Annotated in this window: 13 protein-coding genes and 1 tRNA gene; 7 read left to right on the top strand and 7 right to left on the bottom strand. The window is 68.8% G+C overall.

The window, feature by feature from the left end:
- Positions 1-10 precede the first annotated feature (10 nt).
- A complete protein-coding gene (locus ACZ522_RS07210; RefSeq protein WP_379693468.1) occupies positions 11-214 on the top strand; it encodes a hypothetical protein in 204 nt (67 codons plus the stop codon).
- 373 nt (positions 215-587) lie between these two features.
- On the opposite strand, the gene ACZ522_RS07205 is transcribed toward ACZ522_RS07210, so the two are convergent.
- From ACZ522_RS07205 to ACZ522_RS07175, 7 genes are all read right to left on the bottom strand, one after another.
- A tRNA-Pro gene (locus tag ACZ522_RS07205) sits at positions 588-658 on the bottom strand.
- Between the two features lie 76 nt (positions 659-734).
- The gene (locus ACZ522_RS07200) at positions 735-1,823 is read right to left on the bottom strand and encodes a succinylglutamate desuccinylase/aspartoacylase family protein (protein WP_379693470.1); all 1,089 of its coding nucleotides are present in this window, start codon (positions 1,821-1,823) and stop codon (positions 735-737) included.
- 45 nt (positions 1,824-1,868) lie between these two features.
- Positions 1,869-2,741 (bottom strand): RNA-guided pseudouridylation complex pseudouridine synthase subunit Cbf5, encoded by an 873-nt coding sequence (locus tag ACZ522_RS07195; RefSeq protein WP_379693472.1) that lies wholly within the window; start codon positions 2,739-2,741, stop codon positions 1,869-1,871.
- A 4-nt stretch (positions 2,742-2,745) separates the two neighbouring features.
- The gene (cmk, locus tag ACZ522_RS07190; protein ID WP_379693474.1) at positions 2,746-3,324 is read right to left on the bottom strand and encodes a (d)CMP kinase; all 579 of its coding nucleotides are present in this window, start codon (positions 3,322-3,324) and stop codon (positions 2,746-2,748) included.
- Positions 3,325-3,413: 89 nt separating this feature from the next.
- Positions 3,414-4,352, bottom strand: coding sequence for a DUF106 domain-containing protein (locus tag ACZ522_RS07185; protein ID WP_379693476.1), 939 nt, complete (start codon positions 4,350-4,352; stop codon positions 3,414-3,416).
- Positions 4,353-4,472: 120 nt separating this feature from the next.
- Entirely contained in the window at positions 4,473-5,780 is a 1,308-nt protein-coding gene (gene gdhB, locus ACZ522_RS07180) for a glutamate dehydrogenase GdhB (RefSeq protein WP_379693479.1), read from the bottom strand.
- Between the two features lie 325 nt (positions 5,781-6,105).
- On the bottom strand, positions 6,106-6,735 hold the full coding sequence (locus ACZ522_RS07175; protein WP_379693481.1) for an adenylate kinase: 630 nt from the start codon (positions 6,733-6,735) through the stop codon (positions 6,106-6,108).
- Positions 6,736-6,954: 219 nt separating this feature from the next.
- Between ACZ522_RS07175 and ACZ522_RS07170 the strand changes: the two genes are divergently transcribed.
- The 6 genes from ACZ522_RS07170 (at position 6,955) to ACZ522_RS07145 (ending at position 13,839) form a co-directional block, all read left to right on the top strand.
- On the top strand, positions 6,955-7,971 hold the full coding sequence (locus tag ACZ522_RS07170) for a YeiH family protein (RefSeq protein ID WP_379693483.1): 1,017 nt from the start codon (positions 6,955-6,957) through the stop codon (positions 7,969-7,971).
- Positions 7,972-8,037: 66 nt separating this feature from the next.
- Positions 8,038-8,436 carry a hypothetical protein gene (locus tag ACZ522_RS07165; protein ID WP_379693485.1) on the top strand — a complete coding sequence of 133 codons (399 nt, stop codon included), beginning with the start codon at positions 8,038-8,040 and terminating at the stop codon, positions 8,434-8,436.
- A gap of 217 nt (positions 8,437-8,653) precedes the next feature.
- Complete coding sequence (locus ACZ522_RS07160; protein ID WP_379693487.1) at positions 8,654-9,124, top strand: universal stress protein; 471 nt, start codon at positions 8,654-8,656, stop codon at positions 9,122-9,124.
- A 114-nt stretch (positions 9,125-9,238) separates the two neighbouring features.
- Positions 9,239-11,488 (top strand): amino acid permease, encoded by a 2,250-nt coding sequence (locus ACZ522_RS07155; RefSeq protein ID WP_379693489.1) that lies wholly within the window; start codon positions 9,239-9,241, stop codon positions 11,486-11,488.
- A gap of 58 nt (positions 11,489-11,546) precedes the next feature.
- Positions 11,547-12,461, top strand: coding sequence for an alpha/beta fold hydrolase (locus ACZ522_RS07150; RefSeq protein WP_379693492.1), 915 nt, complete (start codon positions 11,547-11,549; stop codon positions 12,459-12,461).
- Between the two features lie 313 nt (positions 12,462-12,774).
- Positions 12,775-13,839, top strand: a complete 1,065-nt coding sequence (locus ACZ522_RS07145; protein WP_379693494.1) for an AIR synthase family protein — start codon at positions 12,775-12,777, stop codon at positions 13,837-13,839.

The raw sequence follows: 13,839 nt of genomic DNA, 5'->3' as shown, positions 1-13,839 counted from the left end.
GTGACCGCCCATGAACTTCGCAGACACCCTGCGCGAACACGGGTCGGGCATGCTGGCGGACTTAGCGTTCGCCATGGTGTGGGTCACCGGCGTCTCCGTCTTCTTCGACTTCGTGAACGGGCCGCAGTGGGCGTACTACCTGTTCATGGTCGCCGGCATCCCCGCCTACTTCGGGTTCTTCTGGTCGCTAGATATGGCGCGGGAACAGCAGTAGAGTTCGCTGGCGGTTTCTTTTCCGGCAGGGAATTAAAAATCACCTTGCTCGTCGTGGCAGGCGGTAACGACGGAGTCGTACCGCGAGCGAGGGCGAAGTTCTCGTGAACCGGAGGCGAACGAGAGCCCGGAAGAACTCCGTTCTTCCGAAGCCCGAGTCTCGCGGCCCTTTTTGTCACCAGCAACGATCACCGGTGTACATCCGATACTGCGGCGTAGTGACTGGCTATTCGCTCGTAGCAGTAATGTTGCCGTACCGCGAGCGAGGGCGAAGCCCGAGTCTCGCGGCCCTTTTTGGTCCAGATTTTTACGAGGAGGGTTCCCGCAGCGAGCCGAAGGCTCGCGAGGAAACCCGACGAAGTAAAAAGGTGGAATGGGACCGCTGAGAGTCGAACTCAGGTCCTACCGACCCCATCGGCAGAGGATACCACTACCCCACGGTCCCAGGGTGCATTCTGAGCAAAGCGGTTCGAACCGTTAAGTGCTTCGCTTCGCGTCCGCGCAGTCACCGAGTGCCACGGTCACTCCCCGTCGCCGTTTCCGTCCCGCGGTGCGACCAACTCGCCGGAATCGCGGACGGCCATGCTCAACACGGGGTCGCCCTCGTAGGCGGCGAGTCCCTCGCGCCGGGCGACGACGTACCCGTCGTGCTCCGAGGTGACGGTGTCGAGAACGTCGCCCTGCGGCGTCGTCACCTCGGCCACCGCGTCGCCGGATTCGACCACGTCGCCCGGCGCGACGCGGTGGCGGACGAGTCCCGCCGTCTCGGTACGGGGGTGGACGGCCCGGCGGACGGGGTACTCGACGGGCGCGTCGGGGACGCCCGCGCCCGGTTCGCCCACGTCGTCTGGGCGTTCCTCCAGCATCCCGAGTTCGACCATCACGGCGTAGATGCCCGCCACGCCCCCCGCGCGGGCGTCGTCGTCCACGACGCTGTGCCCGCCGAGTTCGACGGTGAACGCGGGGATGCCGGCGGCGTTCAGGGCCGCGCCCGCCGTCGAGCGTTGGAGTCCCCGCTCGACGTACTCCTCGGCCGGGTACTCCGTGAGGACGGGGAGGCCGAACGCCGCGACGAGGCGCGCGAGTTCCTCGGCCAACGCCTCGGCCGCCGACTCGTCGCGGCGCGACCCGTACAGCACCCGGTCGCGGATGACGAACGGCATCGAGCCGATCTGGGCGGTGTGGACGTCGACGAGGACGTCCGCCGAGTCGACGAACGCCTCGTACAGTCGCTCGTCGATTCGCTCCTGCACGCCCGGCGGACGCGTCGAGGCGGACTCCGGGTCGGGGAAGTAGCGGTTCGGATCGTCGCCGCCGTAGTACGACGCTCGGCGATTGCGCCGGAGGCCCGCGGGGTTGACGACGGGGACGGCGACGACGGTTCCGGCGAGTCGTTCGACCGGGAGCGAGCGAACTGCGTCCTGCACCGCCGCGACGCCCGTCGCCTCGTCGCCGTGGACGCCGCCGGTCAGCCAGAGGGTCGGTCCGTCGTCGGACCCCTCCGCGACGACGAGGGGGAGTCGCTCCGCCCCGCCGGTCGGGAGGTCCGTCGCCTCGAACCACCCGGAGGCCACCTCGCCGGGTTCGGACTGCACCGTTCCGAGTTGCATGGTCGGACCTCTCGCCGGGCGGAGAAAAGCGGGGATGGTTCGCCCTCAGACGAGGACGCGTTCCAGGGAGACGACTTCGCCGGATTCGGCCTCGGGGTCGCCGACGAGGCGGCCGAGGCAGACGACGGCGTCGTTCGGCGTGTAACACGCCAGTAGGTCGCCGCGGTCCGCGTCCTCGGAGTCTATGACGCCGGGCGCGTAGACGGGCGCGCCTTCGGCGACTTGTTCGGCGGCGGAGGGGGCGATGGTGATCCGCGGGAGGTGCGTCAGGGCGCGTTCGGCGGGCGCGACGACCTCTCGGAGGAACGACTCGTCGCCCTCCTCGGCGAAGGCGAGTGCGTCCGAGAGGTCGTGCATCGTCGAGAGGTCGGTGTCGTCGAAGGGGTCCGTGGCGGTGCGCCGGAGGTGGCCCATGTGCGCGCCCGTCCCCGCCGCGAGTCCGACGTCGTGGCAGAGTTTCCGGACGTACGTGCCGCTCTCGCACTCGATTCGGAGCAGCGCCTGCCGGTCTCTCACCTCCAGCACGTCCAACGCGCGTATCTCCCGCGTTCGGAGGCGGCGGGTGACGGCGCTCTTTCGCGGCGGTTTCTGGTATATCTCGCCTTCGAACTCGGCGACGACGGCGTCGAAGTCCGACGGCGCCGGTCCGTGGAGTTCGAGGACGGCGACGTACTCCTTCGTCCCCTCCAAGAACACCTGCGCCATGCGCGTCGCGTCGCCGAGGAGGACCGGAAGACAGCCGGTCACCTTCGGGTCGAGCGTTCCGGCGTGGGCCGCCCGGTCGGTGCCGACCATGTCGCGCACCCACCCGGCGACCTGGTGCGCCGAGGGGCCGGGCGGCTTGTCGAGGTTGACGACGCCGAACGAGCGGAGTTCGTCGGCGCTCCGGTCGGAGGGGGGGCCGCGCAGGTCGGACATACTGTTAGAAGTCGTAGTTGACGCCGTCGACGGTGTACTGCCCCTCGTCCGCCTCCGAACGGTACGACCGGACCGCGCCAGTCATGATGTCGAGCACTTCGTCGGGGCCCCACCGGGCGGTGTTCAGCGCCATGTCGTAGATGGAGAGGTCGCGGATGGGGATGTTGTAGTACTCCTCGTACCGCAGGGCTTCGCTCCGTTCGCGCGCCTCGGTCTCCTCGCGCGCGAGTTCGACGGTCTTGTCCTCGCGGTTGGCGATGCGCGCGGCGCGGACGCTTATCGGCGCGTCGAGCCAGAAGCGCAGGTCGGCGTGGTCGCCCGCGAGCCACCCCGCGAGGCGCGATTCGAGCACCACGTCGTCCCGTTCCGTGGCGATGGTGTAGAGGCGTCTGTCGAGGTCGCGGTCTATCTGGTCGTCCTCCTCGGCGAGTTTGTTGAACTCGACGGCGCTGTACCCCCGTTCGGCGGCGAGTTCGCGGAAGATGTCGCCGCCGCTGATGTGTTCGAGGTCGAGCGCCTCGGCCAGTCCAGCCGCGGTCGTACTCTTCCCGCTTCCCGCGGGGCCGGAGACGGTCAGCAACATACGCATGCTCCGTGGGACGCTCTAAAAGAGGTTGTCTTTGCACCGCGGAGTGAGAGGCGGTACCGAGGTGCCGGGGTGCCGCGTCGGCCTCAGGACGCCGACGGCGTCATGTCGATGTTGAGGCTCTTGCGGATGATCTGGGTGAACCCCATCGAGCAGAGGAAGTACCAGACGATCCACGCCTGAATCGGGCCGAGCACGGACTCGGTCCACGCGACTTCGCCCCGAAGCGGCAGGACGAGGTTCTGGAGCGTGACGTGCGCGTCCGCGTTCCCGCCGACGCCGATGGCCCAGTACATCCACAGGAACACCGGGATGGTGAGGAACATGATCCAGACCATGGGGCGGAACTGCTCTTTGAACATCCCCATCTGGTCGCCCATCGCCTCCATCTGCTCCTGTTGGATGCGTTCGAGGGCCTCGTCGTCGTCGTTCTTCTGAGCCTCCTTACGGCGCTCCTGGATGTCCTTCATCCGCTCCTGGTAGGCCCCCATCTTGTCCATGTCCATGAGGTTCGCCTGAAGCAGCGTCGAGTAGAGGCCGGTGGCGAGTGCCAGCACCATCACGACGGCGTAGAACGGCAGTACGTCGTGAAGCGGACCGAGCGCGACGTTCATCGTCGAACCGATGACGTCGCGGAGCGGCTTCCACGAGTAGCCGAGGAACAGGCCGACGGTCACCACGCCGGCCATCTTGTCGTACGTGGACCACGAGGAGTCGCCCGTGTCGACGTCGGCGGCGGACGACGAGGACGAGGACGTCGCGGACGCCGCGGACCCGCCGTCGGCGGCGGCCGCTTCGAGACCCTCGCGAGTCCCTTCGGGGTCGGCGAGGCGGAACCCCTCGTCGCCGTCGACGAGGACTCCCTTTTCGATGAGGCGGCCCCACTGACCGCTCGTGAGGTCGCCCTTCACGTCGACCCACTTGACCTCTCCCGCCTCCGACCGTTCGAGGACGGTCTCGACGGCCGTGCGCATCTCCGGGTCGGCGGAGACGAGGTCGCGCACCTTCGATTCGGTTCGTGCCATTGAGGGTGAATTAGTCATCACCGGTTATGAACCTTTTACTCTCGTCGCGCGGGGGTTCGAGAGCGCGACGGCCCCCGAACGCGGTGACGACTGGCGGGGAGAGCGGAGTCGCGACGGCGGTCAGGGCCAGACGCCGCGCGCCTCGTGCGCGGCCGCGACGCGGCGGAGTGCGACCGCGTACGCCGCTTCGCGCCACGTCCTCGCGCCGCCTTCGAACTCCGTCCGGACCGCGTCCCACGCGGCGGTCATCTCGTCTTCGAGTTCCTCGTGGACGCGTTCGAGCGACCACGCCCGGCGGTTGATGTCCTGCAACCACTCGAAGTACGAGACGGTGACGCCGCCGGCGTTCGCGAGGATGTCCGGAACCACCGGAATCCCGCGTTCTTCGAGTATCGCATCGCCGGCGGACGTCGTCGGACCGTTCGCGCCCTCGACGACCAACCCGGCGTCCACCCGGCCGGCGTTGTCGGCGGTGATGACGTTGCCTATCGCCGCCGGAATCAACACGTCCACGTCGAGTTCCAGAATCGCCTCGTTGGAGAGTTTCTGCGGCGCGTCGTACGTCATCACCGCTTCCGGTTCCTCCTCGTGGGTCGGAACGTCGCGGGTGTCGAGTCCGTCGGGGTCGTATACCGCGCCGTTGACGTCGGAGACGGCGACGACGGTCGCGCCCCAGTCGTCCAACAGGCGCGCGGCGTTCGCGCCGACGCTCCCGAACCCTTGGACGGCGACGGTGACGTCGGAGAGGTCCCAGCCGTAGTAGTCCACGGCTTCGCGGGTGACGATGGCGACGCTCCGGCCGGGTGCGCCGTCGCGGCCCTCGCTCCCGCCGATGACCGGCGGCTTACCCGTGACGACGCCGGGCACCGTCTCGCCCTCCTGCATCGAGTAGGCGTCCATGAACCACGACATCGTCTGCGCGTCCGTCCCCATGTCCGGCGCGGGGATGTCGGTGTGCGGGCCGACCACGTCGCGGAGTTCCTGCGCGAACCGCCGGGTGAGACGCTCCTTCTCCGTCTCGGAGAGGCCCTTCGGGTCCACGACGACGCCGCCCTTCGCGCCGCCGAACGGGAGGTCCATCACCGCGCACTTCCACGTCATCCACATCGAGAGGCCGACGCACTCGTCGCGCGTCACGGCCGGGTGGTAGCGGAGTCCGCCCTTGTACGGGCCGCGGACGCTGTCGTGTTGCGCGCGGTAGCCCGTGAACACCTCCAACGTCCCGTCGTCGCGTTCGACGGGGAGTTTGACCTCGTGGACCGCCCGGGGGTGCCGGAGGCGTTCGACGACGTTCGGGTCGATGTCGATGCGCGTCGCCGCCCGGTCGAGTTGCTTCCGGGCCGTCTCGACGGCCGACTCCTCCGTCTCCTCCGCGGCCGCGTCCGTTGCACCCGCTTCGTCCGCCGATGGTTCAGTGCTGGTTCCCATTGTATCGTGTCCGTGTACCGCGGTTCGCCGTCTCGCGACGATTTCCGAACCGTTCGTCCGGGGACTGTCCTGCCGTCTTCGCGGGACCGCATTTCCACAGCGTCATGGGTATCCCGGGCCGTCTCGGCCCGTACCAAGAGTAATAGGAATATTAGGATAAACCTATTCTTTTAACCGTGACCGTCCCGGTGATTTTCACGTCAGATGTTCACAGTTGACTCGGCGGAGGCGGCGTCCCAGCTACCGGCCGAGTCGGAGTCGAAGGCGTCGCTGGCGGCGGGTGAAGAAACGGGTCGTCGCGAGAAGCGGGCGCGGTTCGTCGCCGTCAGGCCGATTCGACGGCGTCGGCGACGTCCTCGAACACGTCGTCGGGCGTCTGTTCGCCGTCTATCTCGACGAGGACGCCCTCCTCGCGGTAGTGTTCGACGACGGGTTCGGTGTTCTCCTCGTAGACGCGGAGGCGTTCACGCACCGTCTCCTCGGTGTCGTCGTCGCGTTGGACGAGTCGCTCCTGCACGTCCTCGTCGTCGGGCATGTCGAACTCCGTGTGGTAGATGTCGCCCGTCTCGGGGTCGAGGCGGCGGCCGGTGAGTCGCCGGACCAGTTCCTCCTCGCCCACGTCGAGGTAGACGGCCGCGTCGAGGTCGGTGATCTCCGTGAGGTACTCCGCTTGGTCGAGGTTCCGCGGGTAGCCGTCGAGGACGTAGCCGTCGGCGTTCGAGAGCGCCTCCTTCACTATCTCGTTGACCACCTCGTCGGGGACGAGTTCGCCCGCGTCCATGTACTCCCGAGGCGTGTCGTACTCGGTGTCCATGTCGCTTATGTCCATGTCCTTGTTCGCGCGGAGGGCGTCCCCGGTCGTCACGTGTTCGAGGCCGAACTCCTCAGCGAGTCGCTTGCTCTGCGTCCCTTTGCCGGCGCCGGGTGCACCTAACAGGAGGATGTGCTTGCCCATAGGAACCCCATCCGACGCCGCCCGTATAACGTTGAAGAAAGCGTCCGTCCTTTCGACGGGGGAGGCCCCTCCGTCCGAGGGTCGGGAGAATCAACACATTAAGTGTCCCGCGCGCGGACCGGACCGACAGATGAACGCGACGCCGTCGAACGCCCCCCGCCCCGCCGCCGCGCCGCCTCTCGGCGCGTCTCACGTCGGCGCGCGGCCCCACGCCCGCCAGTGAACGGGAACGGAGACGGGACGCCGCGGGTCGTCCGACGGGCCGGAGCGGTCGTCCCCGGACTCCTCCTCCTCGTCGCGTTGGCCGGCATAGCCCGCCTCGTCGCCGGGGCGGTGCCCGGTCTGAACGCCCTCCTCCTCGCCGTCGGGTTCGGCGCCGTCGTCGCGAACACCGTCGGCGTCCCCGCCCGGGTCGACGCGGGCGTCCGGTACCGCGGACTGCTCCTCGAAACCGGCATCGTCCTCCTCGGCGCGCGCATCGCCTTCTCGGACCTCGTCGCCACCGGCCCCGTCGTCCTCGCTCTCGCCGTCGCCGCCGTCGTCTGCGGTGTGGCCCTCGTGGAGTTCCTCGGCCGGCGGGTGTTCGACCTCAAGCGCAAGACGGCGTCGCTCCTCGCGGCGGGCGCGAGCGTCTGCGGCGTCTCCGCCGCGACGGCCATCGCGGGCACCATCGACGCCGACGGCGAGTCCCTCGCGCACGTCGTCGCCGCCATCCTCCTGTTCGACGCGGTGACGCTCCTCCTCTTTCCCGTCGCGGGCGACCTGTTGGCCCTCTCGCCGCGGCAGTTCGGCGTCTGGGCCGGACTCAGCATGTACAGCACCGGTCCGGTCACCGCCGCGGGGTTCGCCCACTCGCCGGCCGCCGGACAGTGGGCGACGGTGACGAAACTCGCCCGGAACGCCCTCCTGGGCGTCGTCGCCCTCTGGTACGCGTTCCGGTACGCCGACCGAACCGCGGAGTCCGGCGCGGCGTCGCTTCTCGACGGCGTTCCGAACTTCCTCGCGGGGTTCGCCTTCGTCGCCCTCGCCGCGAACGCCGGCCTCCTCTCGTCGGAGACGCTTTCGACGATAGAGGCGACGAGCGACGCCCTGTTCGCCCTCGCGTTCGCCGGTCTGGGACTCGACGTGCGACTCGAAGCGATGCGCGAGGCGGGCTTCGCCCCCGTCGCGGTGCTCTCCGTCGCCCTCGTCGTCGTCTCCGCCGCCGCCCTACTGGCCGTGACGACGCTGCTCTGACCGACGGCCGGGACGGGCACCCGCCTTCCCCGCCGTTTTTCTACCGACGCCGACGAACGGTGCGGTATGACGCGATTCGACGCCGACGAACCCCGGGAGCGACGGAAACTGTTCGCCGAGGCGTTCGCCGCCCACCGCGAACGCGCCAGCGCGTTCGTGACGTTTGAAGTGGACCACGACGAGACCCTAGACGGCGAAGACGAGTCCGCGCCGTGGGTGCAGTTCGCCGACCAGACGTTCAACGTGGACGTGACCGACGAGGAACTCGACCGCCTGAAGTCGATGTTGGACGAGTTCCCCGAGTTCCGCATCGACCAGATGGAGTCGCCTGACGCCGCGGAGGGGACGAACGTCCGCATCACCGCGCGGTCCGACGCCAACCGCCTCGCGGCGTTCGTAGACCGGGCGTTCCGGTCGGTGTACGGCCGCGACGAGGACTACCGCGCGTGGGTCGCCGCGGTCTGATCCGTTCGCCGCCGAGGGGCCTCGGCTCCGCGGTTCGACGTGCCGGAAAATGAGTCAGTTTACGAACTTCTAAAGCCGAAGATGCCGAACCCGAGGGTATGACTACGGAACGGACTCGCCGACACGGACGTGTCTCCGGGTTCGTCGCCCGGAGACGCGGTGCGCCTCGGCCGCGGGCCGTCCGACCGCGGCGAACCCGACGCGGACGGTGGACGGTATGAACGGGGACGCGCCCGAACCGCTGTTTCTCCGACCGGTCGTCCCCGTCGCCAACGTGGACGACGCCGAACACACCGCGGCGGCGGTCCTCCCGCGAGTCGCCGCCGCGGGCGGACGGGCGAGAGTCGTCCACGTCGTCGAGAAGGCCGGCGGCGCGCCCGACAAGGCGTCCGTCGAACAACGGGAAGAACTCGCGGCGGACGCCTTCGACGCCGTGCGCGAACGCGCCGCGGAGGCGGGCGTCGAAGTCGAGACGGAACTCCGCTACGGCACGGACGTGGCGGCGAGCATCATCGATGCCGCCCGCGATATCGACGCCACGGCCATCGCGTTCACCCCCCGCAGCGGCAAGGCGTGGTGGGACCTCTTCTCCGGCGGCGTCCGCGATTCGCTCGTCACCGAGAGCGACCGTCCGGTCGTCGTCCTCCCCGATCCCGCCGAAAGCGAGGGCGGAGGTGACTCGGGATGAGTGACTCGCTTCCTTCCTCGCCACTCACGTCGTTCTCACACGGGGGTGAGAACGGATGACCGACTCGTCTCATTCCTCCTCACTCACGTTCTCGTCACACGGAGGTGACTCGGGATGACCGACGAGGAACTCGCCAAGGACTTGGGGCCCCTCGCCGCCCTCACCATCGGCGTCGGCACGATGATCGGCGCGGGAATCTTCGTCCTGCCGGGCGAGGCGGCGGCCATCGCGGGACCGGTCGTCGCCGTCTCGTTCGTCGTCGGGGGCGTCATCTCCATCTTCACCGCCCTGTCGGCGTCGGAACTCGGGACGGCGATGCCGAAAGCCGGCGGCAGTTACTACTACGTCAACCACGCGCTGGGACCGCTGTTCGGCAGCATCGCCGGGATGGGCAACTGGATGGGTCTCGCCTTCGCGTCGGCGTTCTACATGCTCGGGTTCGGCGGATTCGTCGTCGAACTGCTCCCGGTTCCGAGCGCAAATCTCGGCCCGTTGGTCCTCGGGGAGACGCAAGTCGCCGCACTCCTCGCGGGCGCGGTGTTCGTCGGCGTCAACTACGTCGGCGCGAAGGAGACGGGGACGCTCCAGAACGTCATCGTCATCTCGCTCGTCGCGATTCTGACCGTCTTCACGGCCCTCGGACTCACGATGGCCGACCTTTCGACGCTCCGCCCGTTCGCGCCCAACGGCTACGACGCCATCCTCCCCGGCACTGCGCTCGTGTTCGTCTCCTTCCTCGGGTTCGCGAAGATAACCACCGTCGCCGAGGAGATACGGAACCCCGGCAAGAACCTCCCGTTGGCCATCGTCGGCTCCGTCGTCCTCGTGACGACGATGTACGCCATCATCATGGTGATGCTGATGGGCGTCGTCAACTGGCAACAGTTGGCCGAGTCCACCACGCCGGTCATCGACGTGGCGGAAGTCGTCTTCGGCAACGTGCTCGGACTCGGCGTCCTCGGCGGGTCGCTCATCCTGCTCGGCGGCTTGCTGGCCACGGCGTCGAGCGCGAACGCCTCCATCCTCGCGTCCTCGCGCATCAACTTCGCGATGGGCCGCGACAAACTCGTCACCGCGTGGCTCAACGACATCCATCCGAAGTTCGCGACGCCGTACCGCTCCATCGCCGTGACGGGGACGCTCATCTTGGCGTTCATCGCCGTCGGCGACGTGAAGGTGCTGGCGAAGGCCGGGAGCGTCCTGCACCTCATCGTCTACGCCCTGATGAACCTCTCTCTCATCGTCATGCGCGAGACGGACGCGCCGGAGTACGACCCCGACTTCACCGTCCCGCTGTACCCCGCCGTCCCGATTCTCGGCGCGGTGCTTTCGTTCGGCCTCATCGCGTTCATGCACCCCATCGAAATCGCGCTGGCGGCCGCGTTCGTCGTCGCGTCCGTCGGCTGGTACGTCGCGTACGCCCGAGCGCGGACGACGAAGCGGGGCATCCTCGGCCAGTACATCGCCTCTCGCCCCCACGCGATGCCGAACGCCGCGGTGGCGGCGGCGTCGTCCGTCCAACCCGACGGCGGGCGGTACCGGATGATGGTTCCGCTGGCGAACCCCGAGCACGAGAAAGACCTCATCACGCTCGCGAGCGCGGTGGCCAAGCGCCGCGACGGAACGCTCGTCGCCGTCCACATAGAGCGGGTGCCCGACCAGACGGCGCTCGAGTCCGCCCGCGAGAGCGGCGACTTCGAGGAGGCGCACCGACTGCTCGAACGCGCCCGCGACGACGCCGAGACGTTCGGCGTCCCCATCGAGACGCACACGATCCTCTCCCACCGCTCCTTCGAGGAGATTTTCGACGCCGCGAGGACGTACGACGCCGACGTGACGGTGATGGGCTGGGGCCCCAACTCGCACGGCGCGCCCGGCCGCGCCGAGAGCGCCATCGACGAACTCGCGAGTTCGCTCCCCTGCGACTTCCTCGTGCTCAAAGACCGCGGCTTCGACCCCTCGCGCGTCCTCGTTCCGACGGCGGGCGGCCCCGACTCTGAACTGTCCGCGAGCGTCGCCGAGGCGTTCAGACGGCAGTACGACGCCGAGGTGACCCTCCTGCACGTCGCCGAGGACGCCGACGCGGGCGAGGCGTTCCTCTCGACGTGGGCCGAGGAACACGGACTCGGCGACGCGGAACTCGTCGTCGAGACGGGCGACGTGGAGGCGGCTATCGAACGCCGCGCGGCGGACGCCTCGACGCTCGTCATTGGCGCGACGGAGGAGGGCCTCCTCTCCCGACTGGTCCGCGGGTCGCTCGTCCTCAACGTGGTGGACGACGTGGACTGCTCCGTCGTCCTCGCGGAGACGGCCAGAACCCGCTCGCTCCGCGACCGACTGTTCGGCAGCGACGGCGGCAACTAGCCGCTGATCCGGTCGAACAGTCGACAGGTTATTTGCCGAACGGGCGCGAACCGACGGTATGTCATCGACTGACGTTCCCGCGGACGGCGTCACCCCGGAGAAAGTCGGCGTGGACGCCGAATCGAGGATGGTGGACGTCGGCGACGTGAACCTCCACGTCGTCCTCGCCGGACCGGAGGACGGCGCGCCGGTCGTCCTCCTGCACGGCTTCCCCGAGTTCTGGTACGCGTGGAAGGAACACGTCGAACCGCTCGCCCACGAGGACTACCGCGTCGTCGTCCCCGACTTGCGCGGCTACCACCTCAGCGACAAGCCCGAGTCGGTGTCGGCGTACGCCCCCGACGAACTCGCGGGCGACGTGCTCGGACTCCTCGACGCGCTCGGGCACGACGACGCGCACGTCGTCGGCCACGACTGGGGCGGGTTCCTCGCGTGGTGGGTCGGACTCCACCGCCCCGAACGCGTCCGCACGCTGTCGGCGCTGAACATCCCCCACCCCACCGCCTTCCGGCAGGCCATCTATCACGACTGGGAGCAGCGATTCCGGAGTTGGTACGTCCTCTTCTTCCAACTCCCGAGGCTCCCCGAGGCCATCGCGTCGGCGACGGACTACCGCCTCCTCTCTGACATGATGCGGCGGACGAGCGAGCCCGGGACGTTCAACGCGGCGGACTTCGACTGCTACCGCGCCGCGTGGCGTCGCCCCGGCGCGTACCGGTCGATGGTGAACTGGTACCGCGCCGTCGTCCGGGCGAACCCCCGTCCGGAGACGGACCGGTGCGACTGCCCGACGCTCGTCCTCTGGGGGGCGAAGGACGACTTCCTCTCCCGGTCGCTGGCGCTGGACAGCGTGCAGTACTGCGGGACGGAACACCTCGTCGTCCTGGACGACGCGACGCACTGGCTCCACCACGAGGAACCCGTCCGCGTCCGCAACGAGCTGACGAAGCACTTCGAGAAAGCGCGCGAGTGAGGCCGCCACCGCCGGAGGGAACCGGTCGGAAGCGCCGCCGAAGCGTCGCTGTACCGCTATATATCGCCCCCGAGTCAACTTAGCGACTTTCTTAAGCCCCGACGAGAGAGTTGTAATCGACGCGGGGCATGGCCCTGTACGAAACCGGGACTGGATGACCCCGATTCTACTCTCGCCCCCGCGTCCTTCATGAGCCGGTCGGGTTCCCGCCACGGCGGGCCCGACCGTTTTCCCCCTCCGAGCGACCGCTCGGAACGCCGCTCCCTCCGCCGGGTTGCGGCACGTTGAAATCGATGGCCCGCGACCCACTCGCATGACCGACTTGGGCAAGGTGGACCGAGCGTTCTTCGACGAGTATATCTACCCGAACCTCGGCGCTGACCGCGACGACGTGGCGATCGGACCGACGCACGGCGTGGACTTCGGACTGCTCGAAATCGGCGACCGCGCCGTCTCCATCGCCACCGACCCCGTCTCCCTCCTCCCGGGCCTCGGCTTCGACCGGGCCGGTCGCTTCGCCCTCGATTTCGTCCTCGCGGACGTGGCCGTCTCCGGCCTCGCGCCCTCGCACCTCGCGATCTCCTTTACGCTCCCGCCGGAGATGACCGACGAGGAGTTCGCCGCCGTCTGGCGGTCGATGCACGAGGAGGCCGAGGACTTGGGCGTGAGCGTCGTCACGGGCCACACCGCGCGCTACGCGGGGTGCGAGTTCCCGTGGGTCGGCGGCGCGACGGCACTCGGCGTCGGCGACCCCTCGGACGTGGTCCGCCCCGACGGCGCGCGCGTCGGCGACGACGTACTCGTCACCAAGGGCCCCGCCGTCGAGGCGACGGGCCTGTTGACGAACCTCTTTCCGGACCAGTTCGACCTCCCGCCGGAGACGCTCGAAGCCGCCCGATCCCGGCTCGACGATGCCGAGTGCGTCAGGGACGCGATGACGGCGTCCGCGGCGGGCGAGGTGCACGCGATGCACGACGCCACCGAGTGCGGCGTCTTCGGCGCGTTGAACGAAGTCGCAGACGGCGCGGGCGTCCGCTTCGACGTCTCCTTGGAGGAGATTCCGGTGCGCCCGGGCGTCCGCGAGACGTGCGAGTACCTCGGCATCGACCCGTGGGCGGCGACGACGGGCGGAACGCTCGTTATCGCCGTCGACCCGGAGGACACAGACGCCGTCGTCTCCGCCCTCGAATCGGAGGGGACGCCCGTCGGCGTCGCCGAGGGAACCTCGGCGGCCCGACAGACAACGTCTGTCGGCGTCGCCGGGCGCGTCTCCGAGGGGTCCGGCGTCTACGCGGACGGCGAGCGGATCGAACACCCCGACGTGGACCCCTCGTGGGCCGCCTACGACGAGTTGTCGCGGCGGGCCGAAAACGAGTGA

This window comes from Halopelagius fulvigenes (assembly GCF_055398025.1).
The sequence above is the reverse complement of the archived record's forward strand: the minus strand, read 5'-3'. Positions and strand labels throughout refer to the sequence as shown.

Excerpts from the sequence above, each read along its gene's own strand:
- ACZ522_RS07210 (WP_379693468.1), top strand. The coding sequence starts at position 11 with ATGAACTTCGCAGACACCCTGCGCGAACACGGGTCGGGCATGCTGGCG.
- ACZ522_RS07200 (WP_379693470.1), bottom strand. The coding sequence starts at position 1,823 with ATGCAACTCGGAACGGTGCAGTCCGAACCCGGCGAGGTGGCCTCCGGG.
- ACZ522_RS07195 (WP_379693472.1), bottom strand. The coding sequence starts at position 2,741 with ATGTCCGACCTGCGCGGCCCCCCCTCCGACCGGAGCGCCGACGAACTC.
- cmk (WP_379693474.1), bottom strand. The coding sequence starts at position 3,324 with ATGTTGCTGACCGTCTCCGGCCCCGCGGGAAGCGGGAAGAGTACGACC.
- ACZ522_RS07185 (WP_379693476.1), bottom strand. The coding sequence starts at position 4,352 with ATGGCACGAACCGAATCGAAGGTGCGCGACCTCGTCTCCGCCGACCCG.
- gdhB (WP_379693479.1), bottom strand. The coding sequence starts at position 5,780 with ATGGGAACCAGCACTGAACCATCGGCGGACGAAGCGGGTGCAACGGAC.
- ACZ522_RS07175 (WP_379693481.1), bottom strand. The coding sequence starts at position 6,735 with ATGGGCAAGCACATCCTCCTGTTAGGTGCACCCGGCGCCGGCAAAGGG.
- ACZ522_RS07165 (WP_379693485.1), top strand. The coding sequence starts at position 8,038 with ATGACGCGATTCGACGCCGACGAACCCCGGGAGCGACGGAAACTGTTC.
- ACZ522_RS07160 (WP_379693487.1), top strand. The coding sequence starts at position 8,654 with ATGAACGGGGACGCGCCCGAACCGCTGTTTCTCCGACCGGTCGTCCCC.
- ACZ522_RS07155 (WP_379693489.1), top strand. The coding sequence starts at position 9,239 with ATGACCGACGAGGAACTCGCCAAGGACTTGGGGCCCCTCGCCGCCCTC.
- ACZ522_RS07150 (WP_379693492.1), top strand. The coding sequence starts at position 11,547 with ATGTCATCGACTGACGTTCCCGCGGACGGCGTCACCCCGGAGAAAGTC.
- ACZ522_RS07145 (WP_379693494.1), top strand. The coding sequence starts at position 12,775 with ATGACCGACTTGGGCAAGGTGGACCGAGCGTTCTTCGACGAGTATATC.